Source organism: Streptomyces cyaneofuscatus (assembly GCF_042718795.1).
Classification (GTDB): domain Bacteria; phylum Actinomycetota; class Actinomycetes; order Streptomycetales; family Streptomycetaceae; genus Streptomyces; species Streptomyces cyaneofuscatus_A.
In genome coordinates this window covers 261,036-279,109 of the sequence record NZ_JBHXOX010000007.1, presented here as the reverse complement: position 1 = coordinate 279,109, position 18,074 = coordinate 261,036, and the positions used below count along the sequence as shown (strand labels likewise).

Here is an 18,074-nt window from a genome sequence, read left to right as displayed (position 1 = left end):
ATCTCCGGCGTGGGGGTGTCGGGTGCGCGGAGGGGCGTCGGCCGCCTCCTGCCGCCCATCCTCCCTCACGCCCGGTCCGGCACCATCGGCCGGGTGCGGCCCGAGGCCGCAGGCCCGGAACTGGGTGGGCGCCGGGCACCTGTGCGACGCTTGCGGCGGTCCGGCCGCCGGCGACCGCGTTCCCGGGAAGCGCGGAGCCCGGGACCGGACGGTGAAGGAGACGTACGTGGCGAGGGACGCCCGGTGGGACGCGCTGCTGGAACTGGTCGGCAAGCACGGCAGGGTGGAGGTCGAGGAGGCGGCCGCCGCGCTCGCCGTATCGGCCGCGACCATCCGCCGCGACCTGGACCAGCTCGCCGAACAGCACCTGCTCACCCGCACCCGGGGCGGAGCGGTCGCGCACGGCGTCTCCTACGAGCTGGCGCTCCGCTACAAGACCGGCCGCCACGCCCCCGAGAAGCAGGCCATCGGCCGCGCGGTCTGCGATCTGGTCGCCGTCGGCGAGGTGGTCGGCCTGACCGGCGGTACGACGGTGACCGAGGTGGCCCGCGCGCTCGCGGTCCGCCCCGACATCGTCGGAGAGGCCACGGTGGCGGGCGGGCAGCCGACGCTCACCGTCGTGACCAACGCGCTGAACATCGCGAGCGAGCTGGCGATCCGGCCGCAGATCAAGATGGTCGTCACGGGCGGTGTGGCCCGGCCGCAGTCGTACGAGCTGACCGGCCCGCTGGCGGTCGGCGTGATGAACGAGATCACGCTCGACGTCGCCGTCCTCGGCGTAAACGCCATCGACATCGAACGCGGCGCCTACGTCCACCACGAGGGCGAGGCCAGCGTCAACCGGCTCCTGGCCGAGCGGGCGCAGCGGGTGGTGGTCGCCGCCGACTCCTCGAAGATCGGCAAACGGGCCTTCGCCCGGGTCTGCGACCTCGGGATGGTCGATGTGCTGGTCACCGACGCGCACCTCACGGCGGAGGCGAAGGACCGGTTCGGCGATGCGGGCGTCCAGGTCATCACGGTGTGAGGGCTCAGGTGCGGTGGGACGGCTCAGGCGGGGTGGGAGAGTTCCGTGTGAGCGACTCGATCAGGCCCTTCGCCGTGTCGTTGGTACGCCGAACGGGTGAGGGACGAGAGGATTGCCCGATGAACAGTGAGCGCAGCCGGCGCGAATTCGACCGGCTTGACGACGGGGTGGCCCTGTGAGCAGGTACGACAGGTACGACAGATATGACGCCACCGACGAACAGTGGGAGGGGCTCGCCCAGGTCGTACCCCTGCGCGGCCGCGACGAGTGGCCGTCCCGGATCGACCACCGCACGGTTCCGGACGAGCGGGTGGCCGAACAGCGCCGCCTGGTCGTGCTGCGGGTGCAGGTCTTCGCGGACGCCCGCGAGGTGGCGGAGTACCTGGTCGCCCAGGTTCCGGTGCTGCTCGACCTGACGGCGGCGGAGACGGATGTGGCCAAGCGCATCCTCGACTTCAGCAGTGGCGTGGTCTTCGGGCTCGGCAGCGGGATGCACCGCGTCGACCGGAACGTCTTCCTGCTGGCTCCGGAGGGCATGGAGGTCGAGGGGGTCACCCCGGCGGGGCTCGCCCAGTCGTAGTCCCCTCCCTCCTCTTCCCTCCCCGCTTCCGTCCCCGCCTCTCCTCGTCGGCCTCGCCGCCGGACGCCCGCTCCGCACGTGGGCGTCCGGGGCGGCGGCGTCCGGGGCGACGTGGTCCCGGGCGACGTGGTCCGGGGCGACGGTGGTAGACCTGGGGCCGTGACAGAACTCGATGTGGCAGAACTCCAGCGACGGCTGGCCGCGTTCGCGGCGGCACGGGACTGGGAGCAGTACCACACCCCGAAGAATCTGGTGGCCGCGCTCAGCGTGGAGGCCTCCGAACTGGTCGAGATCTTCCAGTGGCTGACGCCCGAACAGTCCGCCCGGATCATGGACGAGCCCGAAGCGGCCCACCGCGTGGCCGACGAGGTCGCCGACGTCCTCGCCTATCTCCTCCAGTTCTGCGAGGTGCTCGGCATCGATCCGCTGCGGGCGCTGGCGGCCAAGATGGACCGGAACGAGAAGCGTTTCCCCGTCCCGAGCCCCTCGGAACCCCAGGATCGTCACTCTTCGGAGTGATCGACTTATCCACAATCGATTTTGTGTCCACAGATTTCCGATTTCCTCTGGCCTTACGGTGCCATCTACCTCACTGTGGGTAATGAAAGAGGTAAGCGGGTTTTCGTGATGACGGGGGAAAGACATGGAAGCGGAGCGTCTCATCGAGACGGGGCGGCGGGCGCTGGCCGAGAGCCGGGGCGCGCTGGACGTGATGGCGGAGGCCTGGCAGGCCCAGGCCCTCGCGCGGACGGTCGGCAGCCGGCTGGCCCTGTTCGGCCCGATGGAGTTACGGGGCGAGGCCCGGGCCCTCGGTGAGATCGGCGGCGGATGCGCGGCGCCGGACCACCCGGCGGTCCTCTCCCGGGGCACCCGGGCGGCGCAGCTCTCCCAGATCGCCGATGTGCGGGCGGCCCTGACGGGTCTGGCGCTGCTCCTCGGCGAGGCTGGGATCGCCCTGGTCTCGGTGGCCTGCGACACGGGGGAGGACGGGCTCTACTGGCAGTGCATCGAGGCCATGGACGCCGCCGACGAGTCGCTGGACCGGGTGCACGGGCTGCTGAGACGGCTGGCCGAGCGGGAGCGGGAGCGCGACGGCCCCTACGGCGGGATACGGGGCCCCGCCCCCTCGGCGGCGGGGCCCTGAGGAAGAGGCGCCGCCGAAGGGGCAGGATGGGTGCATGGATCTTCGAATCTTCACCGAGCCCCAGCAAGGGGCCGACTACGACACCCTGCTCACCGTCGCCAAGGCCACCGAGGACCTCGGCTTCGACGCCTTCTACCGCTCCGACCACTACCTCCGCATGGGCTCCGGCGACGGCCTGCCCGGCCCGACCGACGCCTGGATCACGCTGGCCGGCCTCGCCCGCGAGACCAAGCGGATCCGGCTCGGCACGCTGATGACGGCGGGCACGTTCCGGCTGCCCGGCGTGCTCGCCATCCAGGTGGCCCAGGTCGACCAGATGTCCGGCGGCCGGGTCGAACTGGGCCTGGGAGCAGGGTGGTTCGAGGAGGAGCACAAGGCCTACGGCATCCCGTTCCCGAAGGAGAAGTTCGGCCGGCTTGAGGAGCAGCTCGCGATCGTCACCGGTCTGTGGGCGACGGAGGTCGGAAAGACCTTCAGCTACGACGGCACCTATTACCAGCTCACCGACTCACCCGCGCTGCCGAAGCCGGCCCAGGCCAAGGTGCCCGTCCTGATCGGCGGCCACGGCGCGACCCGCACCCCGCGCCTCGCCGCGCAGTACGCGGACGAGTTCAACATCCCCTTCGCCTCGCTGGAGGACAGCGAGAAGCAGTTCGGCCGGGTCAGGGCCGCGGCGAAGGCGTTCGGGCGCGACCCGGACGACCTGGTGTACTCCAACGCCCTGGTCGTCTGCACCGGCAAGGACGACGCGGAGGTGGCCCGGCGGGCGGCGGCCATCGGCCGGGACGTGGAGGAGCTGAAGGCCAACGGGCTGGCCGGCTCGCCCGCCGAGGTGGTCGACAAGATCGGCCGGTACGCGGCGATCGGCTCGTCCCGGATCTACCTCCAGGCCCTCGACCTGGGCGACCTGGACCACCTGGAACTGATCTCCTCGCAGATCCAGTCCCAGCTGACCTGACCCGCTTTTCGCAACGCACACCGGACACCGGACGACGAGGGTACGAGGAGGAGATGGCCGTGAACTCCGGCCGTACGCTCGCCGAAGCGCTGGCGGAAGGGCCCGTCCTGCTGGACGGCGGCCTCTCCAACCAGTTGGAAGCACAGGGGTGCGACCTCTCCGACGCGCTCTGGTCGGCCCGGCTGCTGGCCGACGCGCCGGAGCAGGTCGAGGCCGCCCACCTGGCGTACCTGCGCGCCGGAGCGCAGGTGCTCATCACCGCCAGCTACCAGGCCACGTTCGAAGGGTTCGGGCGCCACGGGATCGGTCCGGAACGGACCGGGGCGCTCCTCGCCCGCAGTGTGGCGCTGGCCCGGCGGGCGGCCGACGCGGCCCGCCGGGCCGACCCCGGGCGGGAGATCTGGGTCGCCGCGTCGGTCGGCCCGTACGGGGCGATGCTCGCGGACGGCAGCGAGTACCGGGGGCGGTACGGGCTCACCGTCCGGGAGCTGGAGCGCTTTCACCGCCCCCGGGTGGCGGCGCTCGCCGAGGCGGGGCCCGACGTGCTGGCGCTGGAGACGGTGCCCGACGTGGACGAGGCCGAGGCGGTGGTGCGGGTCGCCGAGGAGACCGGGCTGCCCCTCTGGCTCTCGTACAGCGTGGCGGGCGGGCGGACCCGGGCGGGGCAGCCGTTGGAGGAGGCCTTCGCGGTGGCAGCCGGGCGGGAGGCGGTGGTGGCCGTCGGGGTCAACTGCTGCGACCCGGCCGACGCGGAGGAGGCGGTGCGGGTGGCGGTGGAGGTCACGGGGAAGCCGGCCGTGGTCTACCCGAACAGCGGGGAGGGCTGGGACGCCGAGGGGAGGGGGTGGACCGGGACGAGCACCTTCGACCCGGGGCGGGTGCGGGCCTGGACGGGGGCCGGGGCGCGGCTCGTCGGCGGTTGCTGCCGGGTGGGGCCGGACCGGATCGAGGAGTTGGCGGGGCTGCTGGAGCGCTGAGCCGGGAGTCGGCGGTGGGAGCACCGAAAATGCCTGGTGGGGGACGGGAGGCGAGGACCATACTCGGACAGGTGTTCCTGACAATCAGTACGACCGGCACCCCTGAACGCCCCGCCACGGACCTCGGCTTCCTGCTGCACAAGCATCCCGACCGGGCGCAGGCGTTCTCCACCTCGCACGGCACGGCACACGTCTTCTACCCCGAGGCGTCCGCCGAGCGCTGCACGGCCGCACTCCTGCTGGAGGTGGATCCGGTGGCGCTGGTGCGGCGCGGCAAGGGCAAGGGCCGGGGCGGTGCGCCCGACGCGGCGCTCGCGCAGTACGTCAACGACCGCCCCTACGCGGCCTCCTCGCTGCTCTCGGTCGCCCTCGCCACGGTGTTCAAATCCGCGCTGGGAGGTGTCTGCCGCGCCCTGCCCGAGCGGGCCGAGGCCCTTCTGCCGCTGCGGATCGAGGTGCCCGCGCTCCCCGCCCGGGGCGGTGCGGAGCTGGTGCGCAAGCTGTTCGTGCCGCTCGGCTGGGAGCGGGTCGAGGTGGCGGAGGTGGCGCTGGACGAGCAGTTCCCCGCGTGGGGCGTCTCGCGTTACGTACGCCTGGTGCTGGAGGGGGAGTTGCGGCTCGCCGACGCCCTGCGCCAGCTCTACATCCTGCTGCCGGTCCTCGACGACGCCAAGCACTACTGGGTCGCGCCCGACGAGGTGGACAAGCTGCTGCGGGCCGGTGAGGGCTGGTTGGCCGACCACCCCGAGCGCCCCCTCATCACCCGGCGCTACCTCTCCCACCGCTGGGGGCTGACCCGCCAGGCGGACCAGGCCCTGGAGTTGGTCCGGCTCGCGGAGTCGGACGACCTGGACGTGGACAGTGTCGACAACGCGGTGGACGAGAGCACCGACACGGAGGAGAGGCCCGTCCCGCTCGCCGAGCACCGGCGCACCGCGATCCTCGAAGCGCTGCGTGCAGCCGGTGCGCAGCGGGTGCTCGACCTGGGCTGCGGCCAGGGCCAGTTGGTGCAGGCGCTCCTCAAGGACGTGCGCTTCACCGAGATCGTCGGTGTCGACGTGTCGATGCGCGCCCTCACCATCGCCTCGCGGAGGTTGAAGCTGGACCGGATGGGGGAGCGCCAGGCGGGCCGGGTCACCCTCCAGCAGGGCTCCCTCACCTACACGGACAAGCGGCTCAAGGGGTATGACGCCGCCGTGCTCAGCGAGGTTGTCGAGCACCTGGACCTGGACCGGCTGCCCGCGCTGGAGTACGCGGTCTTCGGCTCGGCGCGGCCGGGAACGGTCCTCGTGACCACGCCGAACGTGGAGTACAACGTCCGCTGGGAGAGCCTCCCGGCCGGGCATGTGCGCCACGGGGACCACCGCTTCGAGTGGACGAGGGCCGAATTCCGGGAGTGGGCCGGGAAGGTGGCCGAGCGCCACGGGTACACCGTCGCGCAGCTGCCCGTCGGCCCGGACGACCCCGAGGTCGGCCCGCCCACCCAGCTCGCCGTCTTTACCCTGACCGACACGGACATCGACAAGAAGACCGACAAGAAGACCGACAAGAAGAAGGAGGCGGAAGCCGCATGACCAACGACGACAACAGCAACACCGACAGCACCAGCACCGAAACCAGCACCGACATCCCCACCGGCACCGCCGCCCGCACCCTGCCCGTGACCGACCTCTCCCTCGTCGTCCTCATCGGCGCCAGCGGATCGGGCAAGTCCACCTTCGCCCGCAAGCACTTCAAGCCCACCGAGATCGTCTCCTCGGACGTCTGCCGGGGCCTCGTCGCCGACGACGAGAACGACCAGAGCGCCAGCGGCGACGCCTTCGACGTGCTCCACTACATCGCCGGCAAGCGTCTCGCCGCCGGACGGCTCACCGTCGTCGACGCCACCAGCGTCCAGTCCGAGAGCCGCAAGCAGCTCGTCCGGCTGGCCCGCGAGCACGACGTACTGCCCATCGCCATCGTGCTGGACCTCCCCGAGGAGGTCTGTGCCCGGCGCAACGCCGACCGCCCCGACCGCGCCTCCATGCCCCGTCATGTCATCCAGCGCCACCGCCGCGAGCTGCGCCGCTCGCTGCGCGGTCTGGAGCGCGAGGGCTTCCGCAAGGTGCACATCCTGCGCACCGAGGAGGAGGCCGAGAGCGCCGAAGTGGTGCTGGAGCGCCGGTACAACGACCTGCGCCACGTCACCGGCCCGTTCGACATCATCGGCGACATCCACGGTTGCCGCTCCGAGCTGGACACCCTGCTCGGCACGCTCGGTTACGTGGACGGCGCCCACCCCGAAGGGCGTACGGCCGTCTTCGTCGGCGACCTGGTCGACCGGGGCCCCGACAGCCCGGGCGTCCTGCGCCGCGTCATGTCCATGGTCGCGTCGGGCAACGCGCTGTGCGTGCCCGGTAACCACGAGAACAAGCTCGGCCGCTATCTCGCGGGCCGCAAGGTCCAGCAGACCCACGGCCTCGCCGAGACCGTCGAGCAGTTGGAGCGCGAGGACGCCGAGCACCCCGAGTTCCGGCAGCAGGTGCGGGAGTTCATCGACTCGCTGGTCAGCCACTACGTGCTGGACGGTGGCAACCTGGTGGTCTGCCACGCCGGACTGCCGGAGAAGTACCACGGCCGCACCTCCGGCCGGGTCCGCTCGCACGCGCTGTACGGGGACACCACCGGCGAGACCGACGAGTTCGGTCTGCCCGTGCGCTACCCGTGGGCCGAGGAGTACCGGGGCCGCGCCGCCGTGGTCTACGGCCACACCCCGGTGCCCACCACCTCCTGGATCAACAACACCATCTGCCTGGACACCGGCGTCGTCTTCGGCGGGAAGATGACCGCGCTGCGCTGGCCGGAGCGCGAACTCGTCGACGTACCGGCCGAGAAGGTCTGGTACGAGCCGACCAGGCCGCTGACCACCGAGGCGCCCGGAGGTCGGGAGGGCAGGCCGCTGGACCTGGCCGACGTCCAGGGCCGCCGGGTCGTGGAGACCCGGCAGATGGGCCGCGTCGCCGTGCGCGAGGAGAACGCGGCGGCCGCGCTCGAAGTGATGAGCCGGTTCGCCGTCGACCCCCAGCTCCTCGCCTACCTCCCGCCCACCATGGCGCCCACCGCCACCTCCCGGGAGGACGGCTTCCTGGAGCACCCGGCCGAGGCGTTCGCGCAGTACCGCGCGGACGGCGTGGAGCGGGTGGTGTGCGAGGAGAAGCACATGGGCTCCCGGGCCGTCGCCCTCGTCTGCAAGGACGCGGAGGCCGCCACCGCCCGGTTCGGCACGGACGGCCCGACCGGCGCGCTGTACACCCGCACCGGCCGCCCGTTCCTCGACGACCGGGCCGTGACCGAAGAGGTCCTCGGCCGGCTCCGTACCGCCGTCACCGCCGCCGGGCTCTGGGAGGAGTGGGACACCGACTGGGTGCTGCTCGACGCCGAGCTGATGCCGTGGTCGCTCAAGGCCGGCGGACTGCTGCGCTCGCAGTACGCCGCCGTCGGCGCGGCCTCCGGCGCGGTCTTCCCGTCCGCGCTCGCCGGGCTGGAGAGCGCCGCCGCCCGTGGTGTCGACGTCGGCGACCTCTCCGTACGGCAGCGGGGCCGGGCGACGGACGCGGCCGCGTTCACCGAGGCGTACCGGCGGTACTGCTGGACGACCGAAGGGCTGGACGGGGTGCGGCTCGCCCCGTTCCAGATCCTCGCCGTCCAGGGCCGCTCGCTCGCCGCCGTCCCGCACGACGAGCAGCTCGCCTGGCTGGACCGGCTCGTCGAGCACGACCCGACCGGGCTGCTCCAGGTCACCCGCCGGCTCGTCGTGGACCCCGCCGACGAGGCGTCCGTCCGCGCGGGCACCGACTGGTGGCTGGAGATGACCGGGCGCGGCGGCGAGGGCATGGTCGTCAAGCCGCTCGGCGCCCTCGTCCGGGACGCCAAGGGCCGCCTGGTCCAGCCGGGCATCAAGGTGCGCGGCCGGGAGTATCTGCGTATCATCTACGGCCCCGAGTACACCCGCCCGGAGAACCTGGAGCGCCTGCGCTCCCGCTTCCTCGGCCACAAGCGCTCGCTCGCGCTGCGGGAGTACGCGCTCGGCCTGGAGGCGCTGGACCGGCTGGCGGACGGCGAGCCGCTGTGGCGGGTCCACGAGGCGGTCTTCGCCGTCCTGGCCCTGGAGTCGGAGCCGGTGGACCCCCGGCTCTGAGACCGGACGGAACCGTGGGCGATTCGCGGGGTGAACGGTGCTCCGCCCGGTGAGGATGAAGGCATGGGATTCCATGTCGACTCCGAAGCCGGGCGGCTGCGCCGCGTCATACTGCACCGCCCCGATCTGGAACTGAAACGGCTGACCCCCTCCAACAAGGACGCGCTCCTCTTCGACGACGTGCTCTGGGTGCGCCGGGCCCGGCAGGAGCACGACGGGTTCGCCGACGTCCTGCGGGACCGGGGTGTGGAGGTGCACCTCTTCGGGGACCTCCTCCAGGAGTCCCTGGACATCCCCGTCGCGCGCCGGCTGGTGCTCGACCGGGTCTTCGACGAGAAGGAGTACGGGCCGCTCGCCACCGAGCACCTGCGCGCCGCCTTCGAGGAGCTGCCCTCGGCCGAGCTGGCGGAGGCGCTGGTCGGCGGGATGACCAAGCGCGAGTTCCTGGAGCGGCACAGCGAGCCGACCTCCGTCCGCTTCCATGTGATGGACCTCGACGACTTCCTGCTCGGCCCGCTGCCCAACCACCTCTTCACCCGGGACACCTCCGCCTGGATCTACGACGGGGTCTCCATCAACGCGATGCGCTGGCCCGCCCGGCAGCGCGAGACCGTCCACTTCGAGGCGATCTACCGCCACCACCCCCTCTTCACCGGCCCTGAGGCGGGCGTCTTCCACCACTGGTCGGAGGGGCAGGACGACTACCCGTCCACGATCGAGGGCGGGGACGTCCTGGTGATCGGGCAGGGGGCGGTCCTGATCGGGATGAGCGAGCGCACCACCCCGCAGGCGGTGGAGATGCTGGCCCGCGGCCTCTTCGACGCCGGATCCGCCCGCACGATCGTGGCGCTCGACATGCCGAAGGCCCGCGCGTTCATGCACCTGGACACGGTGATGACGATGGTCGACGGCGATACGTTCACCCAGTACGCGGGGCTCGGCATGCTCCGCTCGTACACGATCGAGCCGGGCAGCGGTCCCCGCGAGCTGAAGGTCACCGACCACCCGCCCGAGCACATGCACCGGGCCATCGCCGCAGCGCTCGGCCTCGACGCGATCCGGGTGCTCACCGCCACCCAGGACGTGCACGCTGCGGAGCGCGAGCAGTGGGACGACGGCTGCAACGTCCTGGCGGTCGAGCCGGGCGTCGTCATCGCGTACGAGCGGAACGCGACCACCAACACCTATCTCCGCAAGCAGGGCATCGAGGTCATCGAGATCCGGGGCAGCGAGCTGGGCCGGGGGAGGGGCGGACCGCGCTGCATGAGCTGTCCGGTGGTGCGGGACCCTGTGTAGTGCAGGCATTTATCAGACAGGGGACCGGCGAATTCCGGACCCAGGGGGCTGTATAGGAATGCAGGTAGTCGTATAGACTTCCAGCACTGTTCGTCGATCCCGCACGACCCCTGGAGCCGTCACCATGGCCATCGACCTCACCGGCCGCCCCTTCCTCAAGGAGCTGGACTTCACCGCCGAGGAGCTCCTCGGCCTGGTCGCGCTGGCCGGTGAGCTGAAGGCGGCCAAGAAGGCGGGTGCCGAGGTCCAGCGGCTGCGCGGGAAGAACATCGCGCTGATCTTCGAGAAGACCTCGACCCGGACGCGCTGCGCGTTCGAGGTCGCCGCCGCCGACCAGGGCGCCTCCACCACCTACCTGGACCCCTCGGGCTCCCAGATGGGCCACAAGGAGTCGGTGAAGGACACCGCCCGGGTGCTCGGCCGGATGTTCGACGGCATCGAGTACCGGGGTGACAGCCAGCAGGTGGTCGAGGAGCTGGCCGCGTACGGCGGTGTCCCCGTCTTCAACGGGCTCACCGACGACTGGCACCCCACGCAGATGCTCGCCGACGTGCTGACCATGACGGAGCACAGCGACAAGCCCGTCCCGGAGCTGGCCTTCGCCTACCTCGGTGACGCCCGCTTCAACATGGGAAACTCCTACCTGATCACCGGCGCCCTGCTCGGCCTGGACATCCGCATCGTCGCCCCCGAGATGTACTGGCCGGCTCCCTCCGTCGTGACGCAGGCCGAGAAGCTCGCGGCGATCAGCGGCGCGAAGGTCACGCTCACCGCGGACATCACCGAGGGCGTCCGTGGCGCCGACTTCGTCGCCACCGACGTCTGGGTCTCGATGGGGGAGCCCAAGGAGGTCTGGGACGAGCGCATCGCCGCGCTCGCGCCGTACGCCGTGACGATGGACGTCCTGCGCGCCACCGGCAACCCGGACGTGAAGTTCCTGCACTGCCTGCCCGCCTTCCACGACCTCGGCACCCAGGTCGGCCGGGACGTCCACGCCGCCCACGGTCTGACCGAGCTGGAGGTCACCGACGAGGTCTTCGAGTCGGCGCACTCGGTCGTCTTCGACCAGGCGGAGAACCGGATGCACACGATCAAGGCCGTGCTGGTGGCGACGCTGGCGGGGGAGTAGCCGCCCCCTGCGGAGGGGGATTCGCATGACCATTCGCCCGATTGGGTGAACATGCGCGGTGGTGGCTACGATGTCGCCTCTGGTGGGGTTCGGGCTCGCACGCTCGAACCCCTTACCTGTGTCGCCGCCCACGCGCACACGGGACCGTCCCCCCACTGCACCACCAGAGAAGAGAACGTCCCGCATGAGCCCCGGCCTGCCGACCCCCGGCACCCCGAAGCGTCCCGGCCTCGCCCGGCCCGGACTGCGCCGCAAGAGCCCCGACCAGCTCATCGCCGAATCCGGCGGCGACCTGGAGGGCCACGGCCTCCGGCGGACGATGGGCCTCTTCCAGCTCGTCTGCTTCGGCGTCGGCGCCATCGTCGGCACCGGCATCTTCGTCGGCCTCTCCGACACCGTCGCCGAGGCCGGGCCCGCCGTCGTCATCTCGTTCGTCCTGGCCGCGATCACCTGCATCTTCACCGCCTTCTCCTTCGCGGAGCTGGGCAGCGCGATCCCGGTCTCGGGGAGCTCGTACTCCTTCGCGTACGCGGCCCTCGGCGAGCGCACGGCGTTCCTCGTCGGCTGGTGCCTGATGCTGGAGTACGGCGTCTCGGTCTCCGCGGTCGCGGTGGGGTGGAGCCAGTACGTCAACGAGCTGCTGAACAGCCTGATCGGCTGGCAGCTCCCCGCTGCCGTGTCCGCGGGGCCCGGCGACGGCGGCGTGATCAACCTCCCGGCGATCGTCGTGATCGCCATGGCCGCCACCCTCCTGGTGCGCGGCGTCCGGGAGAGCGCGAACGCGACGGCCGCCATGGCGGTCCTGAAGATCGGCATCCTGCTGGCGTTCTGCGCGATCGCGTTCACCGCGTACCAGGACGACAACCTCGTGCCGTTCGCGGGCCACGGGCTCGGCGGGATCACGGCCGGTGCCTCGCTGGCGTTCTTCTCGTACATCGGCTTCGACGCGATCACCACCGCCGGCGAAGAGGTCAAGAACCCCCGCCGGAACATCCCCGTAGCCATCCTGATCTGCATCGGCGTCGTCACGCTGCTCTACTGCGCGGTGGCGCTCTCGGCCATCGGCGCGCTCGGTGCGGACGCCGTCTCCGACAAGCCCGCCGCCCTCTCGCTGGTCGTCAACCAGGTCACCGACTCCTCGGTGGGCGGCATCATCATCGCCTTCGGCGCGGTCGTCGCCATCGCCTCGGTGGTGCTCGCCGTGATGTACGGGCAGACCCGCATCCTGATGTCGATGTCCCGCGACGGGCTGATCCCGCGCGTCTTCGAGCGCGTCTCGCCCAAGACCCACACCCCGGTCGCCAACACCTGGATCGTGGCCTGCGTCTTCGCCGTCCCGGCCGCCTTCGCCTCGCTGGACGTCGTCGTCAACCTGACGACCATCGGCACGCTCGCCACCATGGTCGCGGTCAACGTGGCCGTCGTGGTGCTCCGCCGCCGCAACCCGGAGCTGGAGCGCACCTTCCGGGTGCCGCTGTATCCGGTCAGCCCGGTGCTCGGCGTCGTGTTCTGCCTGTATCTGATGTACGGGACCGGCTGGACGACCTGGCTCCAGTTCGCGGTCTTCCTCGCCGCCGGATCGCTGCTCTACACGTTCTACGGGCGCAAGCGGTCCCGGCTGATCAGCTCTCCGGGGACGGACCCGGCTGGGACGGTATCGCCGGAAGCGTGAACCAGACGGCCTTGCCGTGCTCCGTCGTGCGGTGACCGCAGGCGGAGCTGAGGGTCCGGATCAGCAGCAGGCCGCGGCCGTGCTCCTGCCAGGGGTCGACCTCGTAACCGGGCTGCGGCCGGGACAGGTCACCGGGCGGAGCGGGGTCGTGGTCGTGCACCTCGACCTGGCAGCCGGTGGGCAGCAGCTCCACGACCAGCTCGATCGGCTCGCTGCTCACCGTGTGCTCGACCGCGTTCGCGACCAGTTCGGCGGTGAGCAGCTCGGCGGTGTCGCTGTCCGCCGGGGCGTGGATGTCCGACAGGGCGGTACGGACGAGAGCGCGGGCGATCGGCACGGCTGCCGTGGAATGCGGCAGGGCGATGCGCCAGGAGGCGGGAACAGGGACATCGGGCGGCACGGCGGGGTTCCGTTCGGGAGCGGGACTTCCTTGGAGCGGGACTTCTCGACTCATCGGGGTCTCTCGACTCATCGGCATCGCGTATCGAGACTTCCTGGGGTCAACCTTACGAACCGCACGGCCCGGACCATAGAGGCGGTCGACCGGTGCAAACAGGACTTTCGCCACAACGGTCTCACGCCTGGCGTATCGCGACCTCGTGACGACAGTCACGTACAGGTGATAACTTCGGTGGTGGAACGCGACCCGCGCACGGCCGGCAACCCGCCCGAATGCTGAAGGGAAGCCCTTCATGAGCTCGTTTCCCAGCTCCGCCCGGCGGGTGGAGGAGTGGCGTCATCTCCGGATCACCCGGGACGACGGTGTGGTGACCGTCACGCTGGACCGCCCCGAGAAACTCAACGCCCTGACCTTCGGCGCCTACGCCGATCTGCGCGACCTCCTCGCCGAGCTGACCCGGGAACGCTCCGCGCGCGCCCTCGTCCTCGCCGGCGAGGGGCGCGGCTTCTGCTCCGGCGGCGACGTGGACGAGATCATCGGCGCCACCCTCGCCATGGACACCGCCGCGATCCTGGAGTTCAACCGGATGACCGGCCAGGTCGTACGGGCCCTGCGCGAGTGCCCCTTCCCGGTCGTCGCCGCCGTCCACGGGGTGGCCGCCGGAGCCGGGGCCGTCCTCGCCCTCGCCGCCGACTTCCGGGTCGCCGACCCCTCCGCCCGCTTCGCCTTCCTCTTCACCCGGGTCGGCCTCTCCGGCGGCGACATGGGCGCGGCCTACCTCCTGCCCCGCGTCGTCGGCCTCGGCCACGCCACCCGGCTCCTCATGCTCGGGGACGCCGTCCGGGCCCCAGAGGCGGAGCGGATCGGGCTGATCAGCGAGCTGGCCGACGAGGGGCAGGCCGACGTCCGCGCCGCCGAGCTGGCCCGCCGCCTCGCCGACGGCCCCGCCCTCGCCCTCGCCCAGACCAAGGCGCTGCTCACCGCCGAGCTGGACATGCCGCTCGCCGCCTCCGTCGAGCTGGACGCCACCACCCAGGCGCTCCTGATGCATGGCGAGGACTACGCGGAGTTCCACGCCGCCTTCACCGAGAAGCGGCCGCCGAAGTGGCGGGGGAGGTAGCCGTGACGCGCGACGGCTCCCCCGCACGGACGCCCGTCCCCGGCCACGTGCCGACCCCCGTGCGGAGCGTCGCGGTCATCGGCGGCGGCCCCGGCGGCCTCTACGCCGCCGCCCTCCTCAAGCGGCTCGACCCGGCCCGCGAGATCACCGTGTACGAGCGCAACGCCCCCGACGACACCTTCGGCTTCGGCGTCGTCCTCTCCGACGAGACCCTCGGCTCCATCGAACACGCCGACCCCGAGGTCTACCGCGCGCTGAGCCGTGAGTTCGTCCGCTGGGACACCATCGACATCGTCCACCGCGGCCGCACCCACACCTCCGGCGGCCACGGCTTCGCCGCCCTCGGCCGCCGCCGCCTCCTGGAGATCCTCCACGAGCGCTGCACCGCCCTCGGGATCGACCTCCGCTTCCGCGCCGAGGCCCCGCCCGCCGCCGAGCTGGCCGCCGGCCACGACCTGGTCATCGCCGCCGACGGGGTGCACAGCACGACCCGCCAGGCACACGCGGACGCCTTCGGCCCGTCCCTCACCGAGCACCGCAACCGCTACATCTGGCTCGCCGCCGACTTCGCGCTCGACGCCTTCCGCTTCGAGATCGCCGAAACCCCGTACGGCGTCATGCAGCTCCACGGCTACCCGTACGCCACCGAGGCCTCCACCGTCATCGTCGAGATGCGCGAGGAGGTGTGGCGGGCCGCCGGACTCGACACCTGCGACGGGGGCGAATCCACCGCCCGCTGCGCCAAGTTCTTCACCGAGGCCCTGGACGGCAGGCCCCTGCGCGCCAACCGGTCCAACTGGCTCACCTTCCGTACGGTCACCAACTCCCGCTGGTCGCACGGGAACACCGTCCTCATCGGGGACGCCGCCCACACCGCGCACTTCTCCATCGGCTCCGGCACCAAGCTCGCCGTCGAGGACGCCCTCGCGCTCGCCGCCTCCATCGAGGAACAGCCGGACCTGGCCTCCGCGTTGACGGCGTACGAGGCCGAGCGCCGCCCGGTCGTCGCCTCCACCCAGCGGGCGGCGGCGGCCAGTCTGCGCTGGTTCGAGGAGCTGGCGACCTATGTCGACCAGCCGCCCCGCCGCTTCGCCTTCAACCTGCTCACCCGCAGCCGCCGGGTCACCCACGACAACCTGCGGCTGCGCGACGCCACGTTCACCGCCGCCGTCGAGGAGGAGTTCGGCTGCCCGCCCGCCACCCCGCCGATGTTCACCCCGCTGCGGCTGCGCGGCCTCGAACTGCGCAACCGGGTCGTCGTCTCCCCGATGGACATGTACTCGGCCACCGACGGGCTCCCCGGCGACTTCCACCTCGTCCACCTCGGCGCCCGCGCGCTCGGCGGCGCCGGGCTCACCATGACCGAGATGGTCTGCGTCAGCCCCGAGGGCCGTATCACCCCCGGCTGCACGGGCCTGTGGACCGGTGAACAGGCCACCGCCTGGCGCCGGATCACCGACTTCGTCCACACCTCGGCCCCCGGCGCGGCCATCGGCGTCCAGCTCGGCCACTCCGGCCGCAAAGGCTCCACCCGGCTGATGTGGGAGGGCATCGACCAGCCCCTGGAGACCGGCAACTGGCCCGTGTCGGCCGCCTCCCCGCTCCCGTACGCCCCTGGCGTCAACCAGATCCCGCAGGAGCTGGACACCGCCGGACTCGCCGTCGTACGCGAGCAGTTCGTCCGGGCGGCCCACCGCGCGGCCACCGCCGGCTTCGACCTCCTCGAACTCCACTGCGCCCACGGCTACTTGCTCTCGGGCTTTCTCTCCCCGCTCACCAACCACCGCACCGACGGCTACGGCGGATCCCTGGCCGCCCGCCTCCGCTTCCCCCTGGAAGTCTTCGACGCCGTCCGCGAAGTCTGGCCGCAGGAACGCCCGATGACCGTCCGGATCTCCGCCACCGACTGGGCCGAGGGCGGCACCGACGCGGCGGACGCCGTCGAGATCGCCCGCGCCTTCGCCGCCCACGGGGCCGACGCCATCGACGTCTCCACCGGCCAGGTGGTGCCCGAGGAGCGGCCCGAGTTCGGCCGCTCGTACCAGACCCCGTACGCCGACCGGATCCGCAACACCGTGGACGTCCCGGTCATCGCGGTCGGCGCCATCTCCTCCTGGGACGACGTCAACTCCCTGCTCCTGGCGGGCCGCGCCGACCTCTGCGCCCTGGCACGTCCGCACCTGTACGACCCGCACTGGACCCTGCACGCGGCGGCCGAACAGGGCTACACCGGACCGGGCGCGCCCTGGCCCCTCCCGTACGGCGCGGGCAGCCGGCCCCCGCCCACGGGCCGCACGGACGGGCCGAAGCCCCGGCTCACCTTGGAGTGACGAACTCCGGCCAGTGCTGCCAAGTCACTTCTGTCGCAGGGGAATCCGAGTAAAATTGGTTCTCTACTCGGGGGAGAGCGCATGTCCGACTTACTGGCAGCCGCCGCTGTCATCGCACCGTTCGTGAGCACCGCCGCAGCAGCCATGGCCGGAGCCGTCGTCGACTCCGCGCGGGACCGCCTGGCGGACAGCGCGGTGGAGGGAGGGCGGAGGCTGCTGGGCGCGGCGCTACGCAGGCACGACGACGACCTGGACCGCTCCGAGGAGGACGTCGACGCGGTCAGCGCCATCGAGCAACTCTCCCAGGAGCAGCGGCAGATCCTGGAGAACGCCATCGGCACCTGGCTGGCCGACGGCGGAGAACTGGACGCCCCGTCCCTGTCCCACTCCATCAGTGCCGCCGACCGCGCCTACCGCGCGGGCGACCTGACCCACGTGACCTCGTACGGGAACAACTCCCCGGCGATCGGCCGGATCGAATCGGCGACCTTCACCTTCCACCGTGAGCCGGGCGGCGGCGAAGCAGGTTGACCGCCCAGCCACCGGCGCCGGGCGACACCACCACCCATGGATCCAACTCACCGGCGATCGGCTTCGTCGGCAAGCTGTTCCTGAGCGTGTTCCTCGGGGACTCCGCCGACTTCACCGACCGGGCCAAAGGCTGGAGCGTCTGGAACTGGCCGCCGTTCCTGCTGGTCGTCCTGGTCGGCGCCTACGCCCTGATCGTGGCCCCCGACGGACCGGCACGCCAGTTCCTCTGGGTCCGTCTCGCGCTCGGCACCGCGGTCGCTCTGGCGCTGATCCGGCTGATCCTGCCGGCGCGCGGCACCCGGGCGCCCTGGCGCGTCCTGATGTCGGCGGCGGCCTTGATGTGCTCCTGCGCAGGCGCGGTCGGTATGGACCACCTGGCCGACCACGGAGAGGTCGACGTCACCGGCCGGAGCGAGATCAGCGGCCGCGCCGTCACCGACGGCTCGCAGCTCCGGCTCGTGGTCGACAGCCCGGCCGACCGCGCACGGCTGCGGCTGACGCTCACCATCCGGGACGCCGCCAAGGCCGCCCAGTTCTGCGCACCCGAGACCCGCTACTCCGCTCAACTGCTGGGGAACACCAGTACGCGTGTCGACGATGTGCGCAGCGGCCAGAAGGTCGAGTTCCCGCTGGGCGGACTGCAAGGGGCGATCGACGTGGAGATCACCCTGCTGACCGAAAAAGGATGTCGGATGAGCCTGTCCGTCGCGAACGCCGTACTTCACGACTGAGAGGA

The 18,074-nt window shown here is 71.7% G+C and carries 16 protein-coding genes; 15 read left to right on the top strand and 1 reads right to left on the bottom strand.

Going from position 1 to position 18,074, the window contains the following annotated elements; genetic code table 11:
• The first annotated feature begins 226 nt into the window (after window positions 1–226).
• From ACFWRT_RS10095 to ACFWRT_RS10045, 11 genes are all read left to right on the top strand, one after another.
• Window positions 227–1,024, top strand: coding sequence for a DeoR/GlpR family DNA-binding transcription regulator (locus ACFWRT_RS10095; protein ID WP_380951442.1), 798 nt, complete (start codon window positions 227–229; stop codon window positions 1,022–1,024).
• 175 nt (window positions 1,025–1,199) lie between these two features.
• Complete coding sequence (locus ACFWRT_RS10090) at window positions 1,200–1,604, top strand: cell division protein SepF (RefSeq protein ID WP_030572629.1); 405 nt, start codon at window positions 1,200–1,202, stop codon at window positions 1,602–1,604.
• Between the two features lie 159 nt (window positions 1,605–1,763).
• Window positions 1,764–2,123, top strand: coding sequence for a nucleotide pyrophosphohydrolase (locus ACFWRT_RS10085; RefSeq protein ID WP_380951443.1), 360 nt, complete (start codon window positions 1,764–1,766; stop codon window positions 2,121–2,123).
• Between the two features lie 124 nt (window positions 2,124–2,247).
• Window positions 2,248–2,748 (top strand): DUF6099 family protein, encoded by a 501-nt coding sequence (locus tag ACFWRT_RS10080; RefSeq protein WP_380951445.1) that lies wholly within the window; start codon window positions 2,248–2,250, stop codon window positions 2,746–2,748.
• Window positions 2,749–2,782: 34 nt separating this feature from the next.
• Complete coding sequence (locus tag ACFWRT_RS10075; RefSeq protein ID WP_018514399.1) at window positions 2,783–3,706, top strand: LLM class F420-dependent oxidoreductase; 924 nt, start codon at window positions 2,783–2,785, stop codon at window positions 3,704–3,706.
• A gap of 53 nt (window positions 3,707–3,759) precedes the next feature.
• Complete coding sequence (mmuM, locus tag ACFWRT_RS10070) at window positions 3,760–4,683, top strand: homocysteine S-methyltransferase (RefSeq protein ID WP_380951447.1); 924 nt, start codon at window positions 3,760–3,762, stop codon at window positions 4,681–4,683.
• 71 nt (window positions 4,684–4,754) lie between these two features.
• On the top strand, window positions 4,755–6,257 hold the full coding sequence (locus ACFWRT_RS10065) for a 3' terminal RNA ribose 2'-O-methyltransferase Hen1 (RefSeq protein ID WP_380951448.1): 1,503 nt from the start codon (window positions 4,755–4,757) through the stop codon (window positions 6,255–6,257).
• Window positions 6,254–8,860: a polynucleotide kinase-phosphatase gene (locus ACFWRT_RS10060; protein WP_380951449.1), complete on the top strand. Its 2,607-nt coding sequence runs from the start codon at window positions 6,254–6,256 to the stop codon at window positions 8,858–8,860. Before ACFWRT_RS10065 ends, ACFWRT_RS10060 begins: the two co-directional genes overlap by 4 nt.
• 63 nt (window positions 8,861–8,923) lie before the next feature.
• Complete coding sequence (locus ACFWRT_RS10055; RefSeq protein WP_317816850.1) at window positions 8,924–10,156, top strand: arginine deiminase; 1,233 nt, start codon at window positions 8,924–8,926, stop codon at window positions 10,154–10,156.
• Between the two features lie 124 nt (window positions 10,157–10,280).
• On the top strand, window positions 10,281–11,285 hold the full coding sequence (argF, locus tag ACFWRT_RS10050; protein ID WP_380951450.1) for an ornithine carbamoyltransferase: 1,005 nt from the start codon (window positions 10,281–10,283) through the stop codon (window positions 11,283–11,285).
• Window positions 11,286–11,469: 184 nt separating this feature from the next.
• Window positions 11,470–12,957 carry an amino acid permease gene (locus ACFWRT_RS10045; RefSeq protein ID WP_380951451.1) on the top strand — a complete coding sequence of 496 codons (1,488 nt, stop codon included), beginning with the start codon at window positions 11,470–11,472 and terminating at the stop codon, window positions 12,955–12,957.
• Here ACFWRT_RS10045 and ACFWRT_RS10040 read toward each other — a convergent pair.
• Entirely contained in the window at window positions 12,908–13,357 is a 450-nt protein-coding gene (locus tag ACFWRT_RS10040; protein WP_030572598.1) for an ATP-binding protein, read from the bottom strand. The genes ACFWRT_RS10045 and ACFWRT_RS10040 overlap by 50 nt on opposite strands.
• A gap of 292 nt (window positions 13,358–13,649) precedes the next feature.
• On the opposite strand from ACFWRT_RS10040, the gene ACFWRT_RS10035 reads away from it, so the two are divergent.
• The 4 genes from ACFWRT_RS10035 (at window position 13,650) to ACFWRT_RS10020 (ending at window position 18,069) form a co-directional block, all read left to right on the top strand.
• Complete coding sequence (locus tag ACFWRT_RS10035; RefSeq protein WP_380951452.1) at window positions 13,650–14,477, top strand: enoyl-CoA hydratase family protein; 828 nt, start codon at window positions 13,650–13,652, stop codon at window positions 14,475–14,477.
• Window positions 14,478–14,479: 2 nt separating this feature from the next.
• Window positions 14,480–16,807, top strand: a complete 2,328-nt coding sequence (locus ACFWRT_RS10030; protein WP_380951454.1) for a bifunctional salicylyl-CoA 5-hydroxylase/oxidoreductase — start codon at window positions 14,480–14,482, stop codon at window positions 16,805–16,807.
• Between the two features lie 81 nt (window positions 16,808–16,888).
• Window positions 16,889–17,338 (top strand): hypothetical protein, encoded by a 450-nt coding sequence (locus tag ACFWRT_RS10025; RefSeq protein ID WP_380951455.1) that lies wholly within the window; start codon window positions 16,889–16,891, stop codon window positions 17,336–17,338.
• Window positions 17,335–18,069, top strand: a complete 735-nt coding sequence (locus ACFWRT_RS10020) for a hypothetical protein (RefSeq protein ID WP_380951456.1) — start codon at window positions 17,335–17,337, stop codon at window positions 18,067–18,069. The genes ACFWRT_RS10025 and ACFWRT_RS10020 overlap by 4 nt, the downstream gene beginning before the upstream one ends.
• Window positions 18,070–18,074: the final 5 nt, after the last annotated feature.

Coding starts and splice junctions, on each gene's coding strand:
- ACFWRT_RS10035 (WP_380951452.1), top strand. CDS start 13,650: ATGAGCTCGTTTCCCAGCTCCGCCCGGCGGGTGGAGGAGTGGCGTCAT.
- mmuM (WP_380951447.1), top strand. CDS start 3,760: ATGGCCGTGAACTCCGGCCGTACGCTCGCCGAAGCGCTGGCGGAAGGG.
- ACFWRT_RS10025 (WP_380951455.1), top strand. CDS start 16,889: ATGTCCGACTTACTGGCAGCCGCCGCTGTCATCGCACCGTTCGTGAGC.
- ACFWRT_RS10045 (WP_380951451.1), top strand. CDS start 11,470: ATGAGCCCCGGCCTGCCGACCCCCGGCACCCCGAAGCGTCCCGGCCTC.
- ACFWRT_RS10055 (WP_317816850.1), top strand. CDS start 8,924: ATGGGATTCCATGTCGACTCCGAAGCCGGGCGGCTGCGCCGCGTCATA.
- ACFWRT_RS10075 (WP_018514399.1), top strand. CDS start 2,783: ATGGATCTTCGAATCTTCACCGAGCCCCAGCAAGGGGCCGACTACGAC.
- ACFWRT_RS10060 (WP_380951449.1), top strand. CDS start 6,254: ATGACCAACGACGACAACAGCAACACCGACAGCACCAGCACCGAAACC.
- ACFWRT_RS10080 (WP_380951445.1), top strand. CDS start 2,248: ATGGAAGCGGAGCGTCTCATCGAGACGGGGCGGCGGGCGCTGGCCGAG.
- argF (WP_380951450.1), top strand. CDS start 10,281: ATGGCCATCGACCTCACCGGCCGCCCCTTCCTCAAGGAGCTGGACTTC.